We start from the raw sequence: 17,786 nt of genomic DNA on the forward strand, positions 1-17,786 counted from the left end.
TCCGGGGCCGTCCCCACCCAACCACCACGCCATCGTATTGCCGACGCCCGTGACGCCTCAGGAGGGCACCGTGCGCATCCTTTTCCTGCCAGTCGCCGCGACGACCACACCGCTCTTCCACATGGTGCCGCTGGCTTGGGCCTTCCGGGCGGCCGGGCACGAGGTGCGGATCGCCGCGCTGCCGGACCTCACCCCGGCTGTCGTCGGAGTGGGCCTGCCGGCCGTCGAAGTGGGCCACGGCTATGAGCTGATGGAGGGGGTGATCCGCTCGCGCGGTGGTCAGCGGGTGATCGAGGCACCGGCGAAGGAGTGGGCCGACAGCGCCCTGACCGGCCCGAACGGCCCGCAGAGCGCACCGGCCACCGCCGACCCGGAGGCCGCCAGACTGGCGTCGCTGCGTGACGCCGCCATGGCCCCGCTCGTCGAGGCCGCCGTTCGGATGGCACCGGACCTGCTCCGGTTCGCCGAACGGTGGCGGCCGGACCTGGTCGTGACCGACTCGATGGTGTTCGCCGCTCCGCTGGTCGCCTCCGCCCTGGGGATCCCGCTGGTCCGCCAGACCTGGGGCCCCGACGTGACACGGATGATCAGCCAGCCGTTGCAGGGGATGCCCGGCGCCGGCGACGAGGTGCGCCCGCTGTGGCCGACCGGGCTCCCCGAGCTGTTCGACCGGTACGGTGCCGAGATCCGCAACGACTACCCGGTCCGCACCGTCGACCCCTGGCCCTCCAGCCTCCAGCTGCCGGGCATCACCGGGCGGCTGCCCATGCGGTTCGTGCCCTACAACGGTGCCGCCGCCGTACCGGGGTGGGCCCTCGACCGCCCGCGGCGCCCCCGGGTCTGCGTCACCTGGGGCACCTCCACCTCCGCGCTCGCGGGCGACGAGGCGTTCGTACTGCCGAAGGTCGTGGCCGGGCTCGCGAACCTGGACATCGAGATGGTCCTGGCCGTCAGCGCCCCGGACCGGGCCAAGCTCGGCAGCCCGCCCGCCAACGCCCGCATCGCCGAGAACGTCCCCCTGCACCTGTTCATGCCGACCTGCGACGCCATCGTCAACCAGGGCGGTACCAGTTCGCTGCTGACCGCGGCCGGCCAGGGGCTGCCGCAGGTGCTGATACCGCAGACGGCCGACAACCCGTTCAACGCCGCCAACTTCGCGGCCGGCGGCGCGGGCGTGGTGCTCGACGCGGCCGACGCCGAGCCCGCGGACATCGCGGACGCCGTGACCCGGGTGCTCACCGACGCCTCCTTCCGGTCGGCGGCACGCAAGCTGCGCGAGGAGATGGAGAGCGCCGTCCCGCCGGCCGACATCGTCCGCGCCCTCGAAGCCCTGGTCTGACGCGTACGGCGAGACCCCGTGCGGGACCCCCCTTCTCAGGGCCCCGCACGGGGTCTCGTCGTACGCGCGGTCAGCTGCCGACGGCCTGCTCGAACGAGAAGAAGCCGTGCGGGTCGTAGCACCGCTTGACCGCCACCAGCCGCGGATAGTTCTCCGCGTAGTACGACTGCCGCCAGTCCGGCAGCGCCGGGTCGATGTAGTTCTGGTAGGTCTCGTGCGCCGAGTACCGGTCGACGACCGTGAAGGCGCCGTCGATCCACGCCCGGGCGGCCGCCTGGTCCTCGGCGGCGGGCGGGTTGCCCGCGACCGCGACCGCCATGTCCACGGTGAACCGGGCGTCGCGGTGCACGTAGGCGGTCGCCGTCCGCGCGAGCTGCCCCGAGACCCCGCCCAGGGCGAACAGCTCCACGAAGCGGCTCTGCCCGGCCTTCCGGTCGGCGTCGAAGGCACCGAGGATCTCCGCCACCCCCGCCGCCGGCAGGTCCTGCTTGAAGTAGCGGGAGCGGTCGATGGTGAACCCGCTGCGGGGCAGGGTGCCCTGCGGGGCCTGATGGCACTGTTCGACGGTCAGATTGGAGCACTTGAACCAGGACATCATGCCGCCGCGGAAGCCGAGGTCCTGCACGGTGCGCACGGCCGGCGCGTGGCCGACCGCCGCGACCAGCGCGTCCAGATGCGGTGCGATCGCGTCGGGCGTGCCGAGGAAGGAGCCGTCGGCGAGCAGGAACGGCGTGGCACCGGGGGCCGAGTCGAGCATCCCGATCAGGCAGCGGGCGCCCATCTCGCGGGGCGCGTCCTCGGCCAGCCACCGCTGCCAGCCGTCCACCACGTCCGCCGCGGCGTCCCAGGTCCAGGCGACGGTGTAGTTGACCATCGGCGGCAGCGGGGAGTGGCGCCGCTCGTAGCGGGTGACGACCCCGAAGTTGCCGCCACCCCCGCCGCGCAGCGCCCAGAACAGATCGGGCTCCTCGTGCTCGGAGCAGGTCACCACGGTGCCGTCGGCCAGCACCACCTCGGCGGACACCACGGAGTCGCAGCCGAGGCCCAGTGCCCGGGTCTGCCAGCCCATCCCACCGCCCTGGAGATAGCCGCCCATGGCCACGGTGGGGCAGATGCCGCCCGCGAGTGCCACGTCGTGGGAGGCTGCGGCGTCGACGATGTCCACCAGCTGGGTCCCGGGCCCCACGAACGCGGTGTGCTCGCCGATCCGGATGTCGTTGAGCTGGGACACGTCGATGACGAGACCGGTACAGCTGGAGTAGCCGCCGTAGCTGTGCCCGCTGCTGCGCGGGACGGCCGGGATGCCGTGGTGCTGGGCGAAGGACAGACACGTCCGGACGTCCTGCGCATCGGCGCAGTAGGCGATGCCCGCCGGGAGGGTGCTGTCGAAGGCGGTGAAGTACAGCTGCTTGGCGGTGGTGTAGTCGGCGTCCTGCGGCAGTACCAGACGACCCGACAGCCGCTGTCGCAGCCGCTCCCAGTCCGTCCGGGGGGCCGAGGCCGCCGGACCGGCGGCCCCCAGCGCGCCGAAGCCCGCCATGGCCAGGCCTGCCGCGCCGCCCTTCAACAGTGTTCTGCGAGTGGGCACTCGTTCATCTCCTCCGTCGTTCACTGTCTTTGTGCCGCCTGCCCGGCCAGGCCCTGTGTCACCAGGTGCGCGATGTCCTGCCAGTGCTCGGCCAGGAAGAAGTGGCCGCCAGCGAAGGCGTGCAGGTCGAAGCCCGCCGTCGTGTGCCGCTCCCAGGCGCGGACGTCGTCCAGGGCGGTCTTGGGATCGGCCGAACCGGTCAGGGCGGTGATCGGGCAGCGCAGCGCCACGTCCTCGGTGAGCCGGTAGGACTCGGCGGCCTTGTAGTCGGCGCGGATGGCCGGAAGCGCCGCGCGCATCATCTCGTCGTTGTCCAGCACGCGGGTGTCGGTGCCGCTCAGCTTCGCCAGTTCCGCGAACAGCCGGGCGTCGTCGAGACAGTGCACCAGCTCCCCGCCCTGCCGCCCGGGGGCACGGCGCCCGGAGGCGAACAACCGCAGCAGCGAGGCCTGCGGCTCCCTCTCGATCCGGCGTGCCAGCTCGAACCCGAGCGTGGCGCCCATGCTGTGGCCGAACAGGGCAACCGGCCGGTCGAGCGCGGGCCGCAGCGCATCGAAGACGGCGTCGGCCAGCGTCCCGATGTCGTCGACGCAGGGCTCGTGGCGCCGGTCCTGGCGGCCGGGATACTGCACCGCCAGCACGTCCAGACGGTCGCCGAGTGCCTGCGCGAGCGGGAAGTAGTAGCTGGCCGAACCACCGGCGTGCGGAAGGCACACCAGCCGCACGGGGGCCTGCCGCGACGCCGGCACGAACCGCCGGAACCAGTGCGCGCTCAGGTCGGAAGCCGTCGTCATCGTTCTCCTCTGAAGGTCTCGTCCCTCGGCTACCACAGCGAGTTCAGGCAGGCGAGAAGGGTGCGCGCCTGGACGTTGACGCAGTTGCGGTGCTGGACGAAGGCCAGCAACTGGCGGACGGTCATCCAGCGGAAGTCGGGGTGCGGCTCCAGGGCCTGCGGCAGGTCGCCGCAGTCGACGACCAGGTAGCGGCACTCGGCGTGGTAGAAGCGGCCGCCCTCCTCGGAGAGAGTCACGTCGTAGCGGATGTTGTCGCCGGCGCGACGCACGTAGGGGTAGAAGCGGGGCTGTTGCTCCGGCGGCAGGCCGGCGTAGGTGCCCGGGTTGCACTGGACGGTGGGGCCGAGTTCGACGACGTCCCGGAACCCCGGCTCCACGGCCGCGCGCATCAGCACGTGCAGCACCCCGTCGATACGGCGGGTCAGGAAGGCGGCGACACCGGTGTCGGCGGGCGCGAGCAGGGGCTGGTGCCAGCTGTCGACCTCGCGCCGGCCGCTCACCGAGACGCCGATGATGCGGAAGTGCTTGCCCTCGTGGTGAGCGATGTCCTCCCGGGACAGCCGCCAGCCCCGCAGCCCGGCCAACCCGACCCGCCCGACGTGGAACTCGGAGTCGACCCGTACGTCGTTGAGCCAGCCGGCGATCTCCAGGTCGGTGTGCAGGCCGTCGGCGTCGGTGGCGTCCATGGAACGCCACAGGTCGGCGGCGAACTCGGGGGCGGGCGCGTCGGGCGTGGGTGTCCGCGGTGCGCCCTGCACGGCCAGCGGCAGGCTCGCGAGCACGGTCCGGGAGTCCATGTTGATCAGGTTCGGCTCGGCCAGCAGCCGCCGGATCTGCCCGTAGGTCAGCCAGCGGAAGTTGTCGCGGACCTCGACGTCGTCGGTGGTCTCGACGACCATGTTCCGGTTGCGTTTGCCCAGGAACCACACGCCCTGCTCGGACTGGAGCACATCGGCGATCACCCGGCCCCGGCCCGTCTGCAGGAAGTGCTCCAGGTACGGGACGGACGCCCCGCCGTGCACCTTGGTGTAGTTGCTCCGGGTCGCCTGCACGGTCGGGGAGAGCTGGAGCGGGCGGCGGTTGCCCGGTTCGATCTTGGCCTGCATCAGGAAGTGCAGGACGCCGTCGAACTCCTTGGCCAGCAGGCCGAGTATGCCGATCTCGGCCTGGTTGATGAGGGGCTGCTGCCAGGACCGCGGACGAGGGCCGCCCACGTCGATGTCCGCGCCCTGGATGCTGAAGAACTTGCCGCTGTCGTGCACCAGCGCGTCGTTGCCGGCGGTGAAGTGCCAGCCTTCCAGGTCCGCCAGCGGGACCTGCCGGACCGTCATCCGGTCGGTCGTCTCGCGTGCGGCGAGCCACGCCGCGAACTCCTCGTTCGTCGTCGCCACACCCCGAGTGGCCAGACCCGACCGCATGACCCGGACGCCATCGGGAAGGGCCTCGGGCGGCGCGGCCGGCCGGCGGAGGGCTGCGCTCATGATGTACCTCTCTGCAGAAGCGTCGGGGACCACCGTCCCTCCCCTCTTTAAACTCCCGCTAAAACCAGGCCCGTTGCATGAACCGGAGGAATCCGGCGGCGTGCGATCGCAGGCTTTAGAGCTGCCCAAGTCCGTTGTTAGGGCCCGGTGCCAGCCTGTCGCCAAATTGTGTGCAGACCAATGCGAGGCAGGGAAACGGATGACTTCCGACTCGGCTGAGGTGAGCCCGACGGCGAACGAGGCGAAGCTGCGTGACTATCTGAATCGGACGACCGCCGGTATCCGTCAGCTTCGCCGGCGCCTCGCCGAGGTCGAGGACCAGGCGCACGAGCCCATCGCGGTGGTCGCCATGGGCTGCCGCTTCCCCGGCGGGGTGACCTCGCCCGAGGACCTGTGGGAACTGCTGGTGGCCGAGCGGGACACCGTCACCCGTGTCCCCACCGACCGTGGCTGGGACATCGAGGACATCTACGACCCCGACCCCGACGCGCCGGGCAAAAGCTACACCAGGGACGGCTCGTTCCTTCAGGGCGCCGAGATGTTCGACGCCGACTTCTTCGGGATCAGCCCGCGCGAGGCGCTGGCGATGGACCCGCAGCAGCGCCAGTTGCTGGAGGTCACCTGGGAGACCTTCGAGCGGGCCGGCATCCCGCCCGCCTCGCTGCGCGGCAGCCGCACCGGGGTGTTCGTCGGCAGCATCGGCCAGACCTACAACCAGAGCCTGGCGCCCGCCCTGGAACAGGTCGAGGGTTATGTCCTGACCGGCACCCAGAGCAGCATCATGTCCGGCCGGATCGCCTACGCGTACGGTCTGGAGGGCCCCGCGATCACGGTGGACACCGCCTGTTCGACGTCCGCGGTAGCCGTGCACCTGGCGGTCCGGGCGCTGCGGGGCGGCGAGTGCGACCGGGCGCTGGCCTGCGGTGTCACCGTCATGGCGACGTCGGCCTGGTACACCGAGTTCAGCCGGCAGCGCGGCCTCGCGCCGGACGGGCGCTGCAAGCCGTTCGCCGCGGCGGCGGACGGCCTCGGCTGGGGCGAGGGCGTCGGTGTGCTGCTGCTGCGCCGGCTGTCCGACGCGTACCGCGACGGTGACCGGGTACTGGCAGTGCTGCGCGGCTCGGCGGTCAACTCCGACGGCGCGAGCAACGGTCTGACCTCGCCCAACGGACCCTCGCAACGGCGGGTGATCGAGCTGGCGCTGGCCGACGCGCGGCTGACCACGGGCGACGTCGACGCGGTCGAAGCGCACGGCACCGGCACCACGCTGGGCGACCCGATCGAGGCGCAGGCGCTGCTGGCCACCTACGGCCAGGACCGGCCCGACGACCAGCCGCTGTGGCTCGGCTCGGTCAAGTCCAACATCGGCCATCCGCAGGGCGCCGGCGGAGTCGCCGGTGTCATCAAGATGGTGCTGGCCCTCCAGCACGGTCTGCTCCCGAAGACGCTGCACGTCGACGCCCCGACCCCGCACGTCGACTGGGACGCGGGCAACGTGCGGCTGCTGACCTCGGCACGGCCGTGGCCGGAGACCGGCCGTCCGCGCCGCGCCGGCGTGTCGTCGTTCGGGGTCGGCGGAACCAACGCGCACCTCATCCTGGAGGAGTCGCCGCGGCGCACGGAACCGGCCACCGATGCGGACACCCCCGCGCCCGCACCGGCCGTGCTCACCGCGGGCGCCCTGCCGTGGCTGGTGTCGGCCCGCAGCGAGCAGGCCCTGCGCGGCCAGGCACAGCGTCTGCTGGACTTCGTGACCGCCCGTGCCGAGCTGCCGCCCGGCGACGTCGCCCACGCGCTGTCCGCCGAACGCGAGCACCACGAGCACCGTGCGGCCGTCGTCGCCGAGACCCGCGCGGACCTGCTGGAGGGCCTGCGGGCGCTGGCCGACGGCAGGCCCGACGCGCGGCTGGTGCGCGGCCGGGGCACCTCCGCCCGCACCGTGTTCGTCTTCCCCGGTCAGGGGTCCCAGTGGGAACGGATGGCAGTCGACCTGCTCGACGGCTCCCAGGTCTTCCGCGAGCACCTGCACGCGTGCGCCGACGCCCTCGCCCCGTACGCGGACTGGTCGTTGGTCGATGTGCTGCGCGAGGCGCCGGATGCGCCGTCGCTGGACCGGGTCGACGTGGTGCAGCCCGCGCTGTTCGCCGTCATGGTCTCGCTGGCACGCGTGTGGCAGGCGGCGGGCGTACGGCCGGACGCGGTGGTGGGCCACTCCCAGGGCGAGATCGCCGCCGCCCACATCGCCGGTGCGCTCAGTCTCGACGCCGCCGCCCGGATCGTCGCTCTGCGCAGCCGCGCCCTGCTCGACCTGGCCGGCAGCGGCGGCATGGCCTCCCTGCCGGTGCCCGCGGCCGAGGCAGAACGGCTGCTGGCCCGGCCCGGCCGGCAGAGCCTGAGCATCGCCGCGGTCAACGCACCTGGGTACACGGTGGTGGCGGGCGATCCCGAGGAACTGCGTGAACTGGTCGACGCGTGCCGGGCCGACCGGGTCAACGCCCGGCTGATCCCGGTGGACTACGCCTCGCACACGCCGTTCGTCGAACCCGCCCGGGAGCGGATCGAGGCGGCACTGGCAGAGATCGTCCCGCAGCCGGCCGAGATCCCCTTCTACTCCACGGTCACGGCGGCGCCGTACGACGACGCCCTCGACCCCGCCTACTGGTACCGCAATCTGCGCCAGCCGGTCCGGTTCGAGGAGACCACCCGTGCCCTGCTGGCCGACGGCCACACACTGTTCGTCGAGGTGAGCCCGCACCCGGTGCTCACCTCCTCGATGCAGGAGACCATCGAGGACAGCGGCGCCGCGGCCGTCGCGCACGGCACGCTGCGGCGCGAGCACGGCGACCGTGCCCAGCTGCTGGAGGCCCTGTCCGAGGCGCACGTCAACGGCGCCGCTCCCGACTGGACCCGGATCGTCCCCGGGCAGGGAGCCGCACACGTCGACCTGCCGACCTACGCCTTCACCGGACAGCGCTACTGGCCGGACCCGGCAGCCCCGGCCGGGGACGTGCGCTCGGCGGGGCTCGGCTCGGCCGGCCACCCGCTGCTGGCCGCCGAGACCATGCTGGCCGACGGCACCGGCCACCTGTTCTCCGGGCGGCTGTCGCTGCGCACCCATCCCTGGCTCGCCGACCACGCCGTGCACGGCACCGTGATCGTGCCGGCCACCGCCTTCGCCGAACTCGCCCTGCACGCCGCCTTCCGGGTCGGCTGCGCCGAGCTGGCCGAACTGACCCTGCACACACCGCTGGTGCTGCCCGAACGGGACGCGCTGCAGATCCAGGTGACGGTCGGGGCGGCGGGGCCGGACGGCGAGCGCGGCGTCGGCATCCACTCCCGGGCGGAAGGCACCGACGAGGACAGCGACGACCTGCCGTGGACCCACCACGCGACCGGGGTGCTCGGCCCGCGGGCGGCGGCTGCCGACGCACCCGTCGAGGTGTGGCCGCCCACCGGCGCGACCCCCCTGGAGACGGCGGAGGTCTACCCGCGCCTCGGCGACCTCGGCCTGCTCTACGGTCCGCTCTTCCGGGGTCTGCGCGCCGCCTGGCGGCTGGGCGAGGACCTGTACGCCGAGGTCGAGCTGCCGGAGGACACCGACGTACGGGGCTTCGCCCTGCACCCGGCGCTGTTCGACGCCGCGCTGCACGTGACCGCGCTGAGCGGCGCAGAGCACGACGGCCGGACCCGGCTGCCGTTCGCCTGGCGCGGGGTCTGCGTGCACGCCGTCGGTGCCACCTCGGTGCGCGTTCGGCTCCGGCTGACCGGGCCCGACACCGTCAGCCTGTCCCTGAGCGACCGGAGCGGGGCGCCGGTGGCCTCGGTCGACGCGCTCACCGTCCGGCCGCTCGCCGACGGCCGGGCCGCCCGGGCGGCCGTACGCCGGGACTCGCTGTACCGCGTCTCCTGGCAGCCGGTGCCGGCGTCCGCCGAGCGCGACGACCCCGCGGACTGGGCGGTGCTCGGCGCGCTCCCTCACCCCGCCGAGTGGCTGGGCGGCCGGCCGGCCGTCGTCGAGGACCTGCCGGCGCTGTTTCGGGCGATCGACGCGGGCGCACCCGTGCCGCGGACGGTTCTCGCGTTCACCCCGGACACCGGCGACACCGACCCGGTCGAGGGCGCCCACGCCACGACGCACCGGACCCACCGCCTTGTGCGGCAGTGGCTCGCCGACGAACGGCTGGCGGACAGCCGACTGGTCGTCCTCACCTCGGGCGCGGTCGCCGTACGCGCCGGGGAACACGTCACGGGCCTGGCTGCCGCCCCCGCCTGGGGGTTCGTCCGGGTCGCGCAGCTGGAGCAGCCGGACCGGTTCGCCGTGGTCGACCTCGACGGCCGGGAGGCCTCGGTACGGCGGCTGCCCGAGGCCCTCGCCACGGGGGAGCCGCAGCTCGCCCTGCGCGACGGCGACGCCTTCGCGGCCCGGCTGATCCACGCCGACAGCGAGGCCCTGCTGACATCCCCCGCGGGCGCCGCCTCCTGGCGGCTGTCGACCACCGGGCCGGGCACCGTCGACAACCTCACACTGGAGCCCTGCGCCGCCCACGAACGGCCCCTGGAAGCCGGGGAGGTCCGCGTCGCCGTGCGGGCGGCCGGGGTCAACTTCCGCGACGTGCTGATCGCGCTCGGCCTGTACCCGGGCGACGCGCTCATCGGCAGTGAGGCCGCCGGCGTCGTCCTGGAGACCGGCCCCGGCGTCACCGGCCTCGCACCCGGAGACCCGGTCATGGGACTGTTCCCCGAAGGAGCCATCGGCCCGGTGGCGGTGGCCGACCGCCGGGCGCTGACCCGGATGCCGTCCGGGTGGACGTTCGTCCAGGCCGCCGCCGCACCGGTCGCGTTCCTCACCGCCTACTACGCCCTGCACGACCTGGCGGGGCTCCGCCCCGGCCAACGCCTGCTGGTGCACGCCGCCACCGGTGGTGTCGGCATGGCCGCCGTCCAGCTGGCCCGCCGCTGGGGCGCCGAGGTCTACGCCACGGCCAGCACCCCCAAGTGGGACACGCTGCGCGCCATGGGCTTCGACGACGCGCACATCGCGGACTCCCGGACGCTCGCGTTCGAGGAGGACTTCCGCGCCGCGACCGGCGGGGAGGGCGTCGACGCGGTCCTGGACTCGCTCGCCGGCGACTTCGTCGACGCCTCGCTGCGCCTGCTGCCCCGGGGCGGCCACTTCCTGGAGATGGGCAAGACCGACGTCCGCGTCGCCGAGGAGGTGGCGGCACGCCATCCCGGTGTCGCCTACCGGGCGTTCGAGACCGTGGAGGCCGGCCCCGAACACGTCGGGAGGATGCTGGCGGAGCTGGGCCGGCTGTTCGAGGAGGGAGTACTGCGCCCGCTGCCGGTACAGGCCTTCGACGTCCGCCAGGCGCCGCAGGCGTTCCGGCTGATGAGCCAGGCCCGGCACACCGGCAAGCTCGTCCTGAGCGTGCCGCGGCCGCTCGCGCCCGGCGGCACCGTCCTGGTGACCGGCGGCACCGGCACGCTGGGCGCCGCGGTGGCGAGGCACCTGGTCACCGAGCACGGCGTGCGCCATCTGCTGCTGGTGAGCCGGCGCGGCCCGCAGGCCGCGGGCGCCGCTGAACTCCAAGCGGAACTGGCCGAGTTGGGTGCCAAGGCCACCATCCGGGCCTGCGACACCGCCGACCGGGAAGAGCTGAGCCGCACGCTGCGGGCGATCCCGGCGCAGCACCCGCTCACCGCCGTGGTGCACTCGGCGGGTGTCACCGACGACGCCGCCGTCACCGCCCTGGAGCCGGGGCAGCTCGACCCCGTACTGCGCCCGAAGGCCGACGCGGCATGGCATCTGCACGAGTTGACCCGGGACCGCGACCTGAGCGCGTTCGTCCTGTTCTCGTCGCTGGCGGGCACCCTCGGCAACCCGGGGCAGGCCAACTACGCGGCGGGTAACACCTTCCTGGACGCACTGGCCGCGCACCGGCAGGCGCTGGGCCTGCCCGCCGTCTCGCTCGCCTGGGGACTGTGGCAGAGCGCCAGCGGCATCACCGCCGAACTCTTCGAGGACAGACAGCACGCCGTCGCGCACAGCCTGCTCACCACCATGTCCGACGACGAGGCGCTCGCCCTGTTCGACGCCGGCCTCGCCGGGGGCCGCCCCGACCTGGTCCCCGCCGGGATCAACCTGCGCGCGGTACGGGCGGCGGCCGAGACCCGGTCGGCGCCCGCGGTGCTGCGGGGCTTCCTGCGTCCCGCACGCCGCCAGGCCGGTGGGCGGGGCGGCACACAGGGCTCGCTCCAGCTGGAGCTGGCGGGGCGCTCCGAGGCCGAGCAGCGCGGCTTCCTGCTGGACCTCGTACGCGGTCACGTCGGCGCCGTGCTGGGCCACCCCGCGCCGGAGACGATCGACCCCCGGCGCCCGTTCCAGGAGATCGGGTTCGACTCGCTCACCGCCGTCGAACTGCGCAACCGGCTGAGCGCCGAGGCCGGGCTGCGGCTGCCCGCCACACTCGTCTTCGACCACCCCAGCGCGGCCGCGCTGGCCGAGTACCTGTGCGAGCGGCTGAGCGGCCACAGCGAGGCCACGACCGTCCGCGCGAGGACGGTGGCCGGCGGCGAGGACCCGATCGTCATCGTCGCGATGGCCTGCCGCTACCCGGGTGGTGTCCGCTCCCCCGAGGATCTGTGGGACGTCGTCGACTCCGGCCGGGAGACCGTGTCCGGCTTCCCCGACGACCGCGGCTGGGACCTGGACGGCCTCTTCGATCCCGACCCCGACCACCCCGGCACCTCGTACGTCGACAGGGGCGGCTTCCTCGACGAGGCGGGGCACTTCGACGCCGAGTTCTTCGGCATGAGCCCGCGCGAGGCCCTGGGCACCGACCCGCAGCAGCGCGTGCTGCTGGAGACCGCCTGGGAGACCCTGGAGCGGGCCGGGATCCCGCCGGAGACGCTGCGGCGCAGCCGCACCGGAGTCTTCGTCGGCATGACCGGCTACGGGTACCCCGCCGGCGCGTCGCGCGAGGCGCAGGCCGTCGAGGGCTATCTGCTGACCGGCGCGGCGAGCAGTGTCGCCTCCGGCCGTATCGCCTACGCGCTCGGCCTGGAGGGGCCGGCCATCACCGTGGACACCGCCTGTTCCTCGTCGCTGGTCGCGCTGCACCTGGCCGCCCAGGCGCTGCGCAACGGCGAGTGCGACCTGGCACTGGCCGGCGGCGCCACCGTGATGCCCGCACCGAGCGTCTTCGTCAGCTTCAGCCGACAGCGCGGCCTGGCCCCCGACGGGCGCTGCAAGCCGTTCGGCGCCGGCGCCGACGGCACCGTCTTCTCCGAGGGCGTCGGCCTGCTGCTGGTGGAACGCCTGTCCGACGCCCGGCGCCACGGGCACCGGGTCCTCGCCGTCATCCGCGGATCCGCCGTCAACTCCGACGGCACCAGCAACGGTCTGACCGCCCCCAACGGCCCCTCCCAGCAGCGCGTCATCCACCAGGCGCTGGCCAACGCGGGACTCGCGCCCGCCGACGTCGACGCCGTGGAGGCCCACGGCACAGGTACCGAACTCGGCGACCCGATCGAGGCGCAGGCGCTGCTCGCCACCTACGGGCAGGACCGCGAACAGCCGCTGTGGATCGGTTCGGTCAAGTCCAACATCGGGCACACCCAGCAGGCCGCCGGCGTGGCGAGCGTCATCAAGATGGTCCAGGCCATCGAGCACGGGCGGCTGCCGGCGGTCCTGCACGTCGACGAGCCGACACCGCACGTCGACTGGGAGGCCGGCCGCGTCGCGGTGCTCACCGAGACCGTGCCGTGGCCGCGGACCGGGCGGGCCAGGCGGGCGGGTGTCTCCGCGTTCGGCATCAGCGGCACCAACGCCCACCTCATCCTGGAACAGCCGGCCGAGTCCGACCGGTCCCCGGTGCCCGCGCCCGCCGGCGCCACCGCGCGCGTCCTGGCAGCGGGGCAGGCCCAGGACACCGCCGGCGGTCCGGTGCTGCCCTGGCCGGTCTCCGGCCGCTCCGAGGCCGCACTGCGCGAACAGGCCGCCCGGCTCGCGGCGTTCACCGGAAGCCCGGGCGCCTCCGAGCCTGCCGATGTCGCCTGGGCGCTGGCCACCGGCCGGTCGGCGTTCGACCACCGTGCCGTGGTCGTCGGCCGCGACCGCGAGGAACTGCGCGCCGGGCTGCTGGCGCTGGCGGCGGGCGACCCGCACCCGGCGCTGGTCCAGGGCACGGCCCGCGCGGGCGCGGGCCGGACGGCCCTCGTCTTCCCCGGCCAGGGCTCGCAGTGGGCCGGCATGGCCCGGGACCTGCTGGAGCACTCCCCTCTCTTCGCCGCGCACCTGCACGCCTGCGCGGAGGCGATCGACCGCCACACCGACTGGTCGCTGCTCGACGTCCTGCGCGGCGAGCCCGGTGCCGCCGATCTGGACCGGGTCGACGTGGTCCAGCCCGCGCTGTTCGCGGTGATGACCTCGCTGGCCGAGCTGTGGAAGGCCGCGGGCGTCGTCCCGGACGCGGTCGTGGGCCACTCCCAGGGCGAGATCGCCGCCGCGTACGTGGCCGGAGCGCTGTCCCTCGACGACGCGGCGCGGGTGGTCGCGCTGCGCAGCAAGGTGCTGACCGGGCTGGCCGGCACCGGGGCGATGGCCTCGGTGCCGCTGTCGGCCGACCTGGTGACCGCACGGCTGTCCGACTCCGCCGACGTCCATCTGGCGGCGCTCAACGGGCCGGAGAGCTGCGTCGTCGCCGGTGGGGCCGACGCCGTACGGGAGTTCGTGGCAGGCTGCGAGGCCGACGGCGTCCGCGCCCGGCTGATCCCGGTCGACTACGCCTCGCACACCCCGCACATCGAATCGCTTCGCGACGAACTCCTCGACGTACTGGCGCCGATCAGCCCGCGCGCCGGGACCGTGCCCTTCTACTCCACGCTGACCGGCGGGCTCCTCGACACCGTCGAGCTGAACGCCGACTACTGGTACCGGAACCTGCGTCACCCGGTCCAACTGGCGCGGGCCACCGAGGCGTTGCTGGCCGACGGCCACCGGCTGCTCATCGAGTCCGCACCGCACCCGGTACTGACCACCGCTCTGCAGCAGACCATCGAACGAGCCGGGGCACCGGCGCAGACCGCCGGGACCCTGCGGCGCGACGAGGGCGGCGCGCGGGAGCTGCTGACCGCCCTCGCCCGCGCCCATGCGCACGGTGCGCAGGTGGACTGGACGACCGTGCTCGCCCCGGCGGCGACCCGGACCGACCTGCCGACCTATGCCTTCCAGCGCGCCCCGTACTGGCTCAAGCCGTCTACGGTGGCCGGCGACGTGACCTCCGCCGGGCTGGCCGACACCGGACATCCGCTGGTCGCGGCGGGCCTGTCGGTGGCCGCGGACGGCCTGCGGATCTTCAGCGGGCGGCTCTCGCTGCGCACCCACCCCTGGCTGTCGGACCACCGGGTGGACGACGTGGCGCTCGTGCCGGGCACGGCCTTCGTCGAGCTGGCGCTGTACGCGGCGCGCGAGGCCGGCTGCGCCGCCGTACAGGAACTCACCCTGCTCGCGCCGCTGGTGCTGCCCGAGCAGGGCGCCGTCCAGGTGCAGGTCGTCGTCGCGACCGAGGAGAACGGCGCGCGCCCGGTCACCGTCCACTCGCGTCCCGACTCGGGCGACCCTGACGCGGAGTGGACCCTGAACGCCACCGGCTCGCTCGCCACCACCGCGCCACAGGCCGCCACGGGGCTGACCGAGTGGCCGCCACCCGGGGCCGAACGCCTGGACACCGGCGCCGCCTACGACCGGTTCACCGCCAAGGGGCAGGCCTACGGCCCGGTCTTCCAGGGGCTGCGGGCGGCCTGGCGGCACGGCGAGGACCTGTACGCCGAGGCGGTCCTGCCGGAGGACACCGGCATCGAGGGGTTCGGCATCCACCCCGCGCTGCTGGACGCCGCCCTGCACGCGCTGCTGGCGGTGCCACCCGCGCCGGGGGACGCGTCCGGCGCCGAGGCGGTGCTGCTGCCGTTCTCCTGGACCGGGCTCTCGGTACGGGCCAGCGCCGGCCGGGCGCTGCGGGTCCGGCTCCGGTTCGGGCCCGACCGGTCCGTCGGCCTGGACCTGGCGGACGGCGCGGGCCGGCCCCTCGGACGCATCGAGGCACTGCGGCTCCGGCCGCTCGCCGAGGGCGCGGGCCGCCTCTCGGCCGACCGCGGCCGGGATCCGCTGCTGGCGTCCCGATGGGTCGCGGCCGGACCCGCCACCGCCGCGGCACCGCGACTGGTCCTCGTCGGCGACAGCGGCGTCACCGGCGTGACGTCGGCGCACTACCCCGACCTGGAGGCGCTGCGCGCGGCCGTCACGGGCGGCGCACCGGTGCCGCAGGCCGTGGTCGTGCCCTGCCCGTCCGCCGACGCCGGCGCGGCCGAGGCCGCCGAGGCGGCGCACCGGGCGGCCCGCCACGCCCTGGAGCTGGTCCAGCGGTGGTCGGTCGACGAGCTGTTCGGGCAGACGGCCCTGGTCCTCGTGTCGCGCGGCGCGGTCGCCGTCATGGAAGGGGAGGACGTGCCCGACCTGGCGGCCGCCGCGGTCTGGGGGCTGGTCAGGAGCGCACAGTCGGAGAACCCTTCCCGGTTCCAGCTCGTCGACGTCGACGAGCAGAGCGACGAGGTCGCGCTGGCGGCCGCGGTCGGGGCCGGCGAGCCGCAGGCCGCGGTGCGCGAGGGCACGGTGTATCTGCACCGCCTGACACGCCGGTCCGGCGCGGCCGCGCCCTCGCCTTTCGCGACGGGCGGCACGGTGCTGGTCACCGGAGGCACCGGCACACTGGGCGGCCTGGTCGCCCGGCACCTGGTGACCGCGCACGGCGTGGAGCGTCTGCTGCTGGTCAGCCGCCGGGGTGCGGCGGCTGACGGCGCGAGCGGGCTGGCCGCCGAACTCCGCGCCCTCGGCGCGACGGTCACCATCACCGCCTGCGACACCGCCGAGCGCGACGCGCTCGCCGGGGTGCTGGCCGCCATCCCCGACGAGCATCCGCTCACCGCGGTGGTACACGCCGCCGGGACGCTGGACGACGCCACGGTGCCCACCCTGACTCCCGAACGGCTGGAGGGCGTGCTGCGGCCGAAGGCAGACGCCGCCTGGAACCTCCACAGGCTGACCGAGCGGCTCGGGCTGTCGGCGTTCGTGCTGTTCTCCTCCGCGGCCGGTGTCCTCGGCGCCCCCGGACAGGCCAACTACGCGGCCGCCAACAGCTTCCTCGACGGGCTCGCCGCGCACCGGCGCGCCCGCGGGCTGGCCGCGGTGTCCCTGGCCTGGGGCCCCTGGGAGCAGACCAGTGCGCTGACCGCCAGGTCGCAGAGCAGCAGGGACGGCGGCGCGGCCCGCCGGGGCCTCGTCCCGCTCACGACCAAGGACGCACTGGCCCGTTTCGACGCCGCCGTGGGCACGGACTCGGCAGCCCTTGTCCTGGCCGAACTGGACCTGCGCGCCCTGCGCGCCCAGGCGGTGGCGGACGCCCTGCCACCGCTCCTGCGCGGCCTGGTCCGGATCCCCCCGCGTCGCTCGGACGAGGCGGGTCCCCTGCTCGCCGAGCGCCTCGCCGGCCGGGACCGCGACGAGCAGCGGGCGGTCGTGGTCGAGGTGGTGCGCGGCCACATGGCCGCCGTGCTGGGCCACGCCTCGCCGGTGGACATCGCCGCGGACCGCGCGTTCAAGGAGTTGGGGTTCGACTCGCTGACCGCGATCGAGCTGCGCAACCGGCTCGGCCGGGCGAGCGGGCTGGCCCTGCCGGCCACCCTGGTCTTCGACTACCCGACGGTGGGGGCGCTGGCCGAGTATCTGCGCGAGCACCTGGCACCGCCGGAGCAGTCGCCGGCCGAGCTGGTGCTGGCCCATCTCGACCGGCTGGAGGCAGCGCTGGCCGCGCTGCCCGAGGACGCCGACGACGAGATCGGCCGCCGGCTGCGGCTGCTGGCCCTCCGCCCGGCCACGGCCGACGAGACAGCGAACGGGACGACGGTCGGTACGGCCTCGGCCGACGAGCTGATGGATCTCATCGACCGCGAGTTCCGCCAGGCGTGAGCGCGGGCCGGCCCGGGGCGAGGGTGGCTACGGGACGGACGCGTCACTCGCCGGCCGGGCGTCCGGGCCGGCCGGCGGAAGCCGGTCGTGGCCGCCCAGGGCGGGGATCCCGTCGAGCGGTTCGTCCCGGGTGATCGGCTTGTCCATGTCGTACCGCCGAAACTCCGGGGCTCCGAAGGCGGCCGCCTGACGTATGCCGTTGGCTGCCTTTGCGGTGACCGCCCGGTGGACGACGTGCGTGGGCCACGCTCAGGTGTTGACCGACGCCCACGACCCGGCCGTGGACGTCGGTCAGGCCTGCACCGCCTCCGGCGGTGGCTGGATGAGGTACCAGAAGAGCGCGCGGCACCCGTCGGGGGGCAGCCCCTGCGCCGCTTTGGCCGCGTCGGCGACCGGGTCCCCCCGGGCCCGGCCTGCCCGGCGATGACCACGGCGAAGGCACGGCCGTCCTGGTCCCACGCCTCGGAGGCCGACTCGTCGGCCGCGATCCCGTGGCGCGGGCCGGCTCGTCCGCCCTGGCGTCGGGCTCGGCCCCGAGCACGGGCAGCCGCCCTCTGGAACT

The 17,786-nt window shown here is 74.4% G+C and carries 5 protein-coding genes; 2 read left to right on the top strand and 3 right to left on the bottom strand.

Annotation, left to right across the window (positions count from 1 at the left end; all coding sequences use genetic code 11):
- The first annotated feature begins 70 nt into the window (after positions 1 to 70).
- On the top strand, positions 71 to 1,339 hold the full coding sequence (locus tag ACZ60X_RS38730) for a nucleotide disphospho-sugar-binding domain-containing protein (RefSeq protein ID WP_469609256.1): 1,269 nt from the start codon (positions 71 to 73) through the stop codon (positions 1,337 to 1,339).
- A gap of 70 nt (positions 1,340 to 1,409) precedes the next feature.
- Here ACZ60X_RS38730 and ACZ60X_RS38735 read toward each other — a convergent pair whose 3' ends face one another.
- From ACZ60X_RS38735 to ACZ60X_RS38745, 3 genes are read right to left on the bottom strand one after another with little or no spacing between them, the layout of a single operon-like run.
- Positions 1,410 to 2,927 (bottom strand): FAD-binding oxidoreductase, encoded by a 1,518-nt coding sequence (locus tag ACZ60X_RS38735; protein WP_469609258.1) that lies wholly within the window; start codon positions 2,925 to 2,927, stop codon positions 1,410 to 1,412.
- Positions 2,928 to 2,947: 20 nt separating this feature from the next.
- The gene (locus ACZ60X_RS38740) at positions 2,948 to 3,721 is read right to left on the bottom strand and encodes a thioesterase II family protein (protein ID WP_469609261.1); all 774 of its coding nucleotides are present in this window, start codon (positions 3,719 to 3,721) and stop codon (positions 2,948 to 2,950) included.
- A 29-nt stretch (positions 3,722 to 3,750) separates the two neighbouring features.
- On the bottom strand, positions 3,751 to 5,202 hold the full coding sequence (locus tag ACZ60X_RS38745; protein ID WP_469609264.1) for an NDP-hexose 2,3-dehydratase family protein: 1,452 nt from the start codon (positions 5,200 to 5,202) through the stop codon (positions 3,751 to 3,753).
- 199 nt (positions 5,203 to 5,401) lie between these two features.
- Between ACZ60X_RS38745 and ACZ60X_RS38750 the strand changes: the two genes are divergently transcribed.
- Positions 5,402 to 17,224 (top strand): SDR family NAD(P)-dependent oxidoreductase, encoded by an 11,823-nt coding sequence (locus tag ACZ60X_RS38750; RefSeq protein ID WP_469609266.1) that lies wholly within the window; start codon positions 5,402 to 5,404, stop codon positions 17,222 to 17,224.
- Positions 17,225 to 17,786 lie beyond the last annotated feature (562 nt).

The sequence above is a fragment of the Streptomyces sp. NPDC104106 genome (assembly GCF_055584345.1).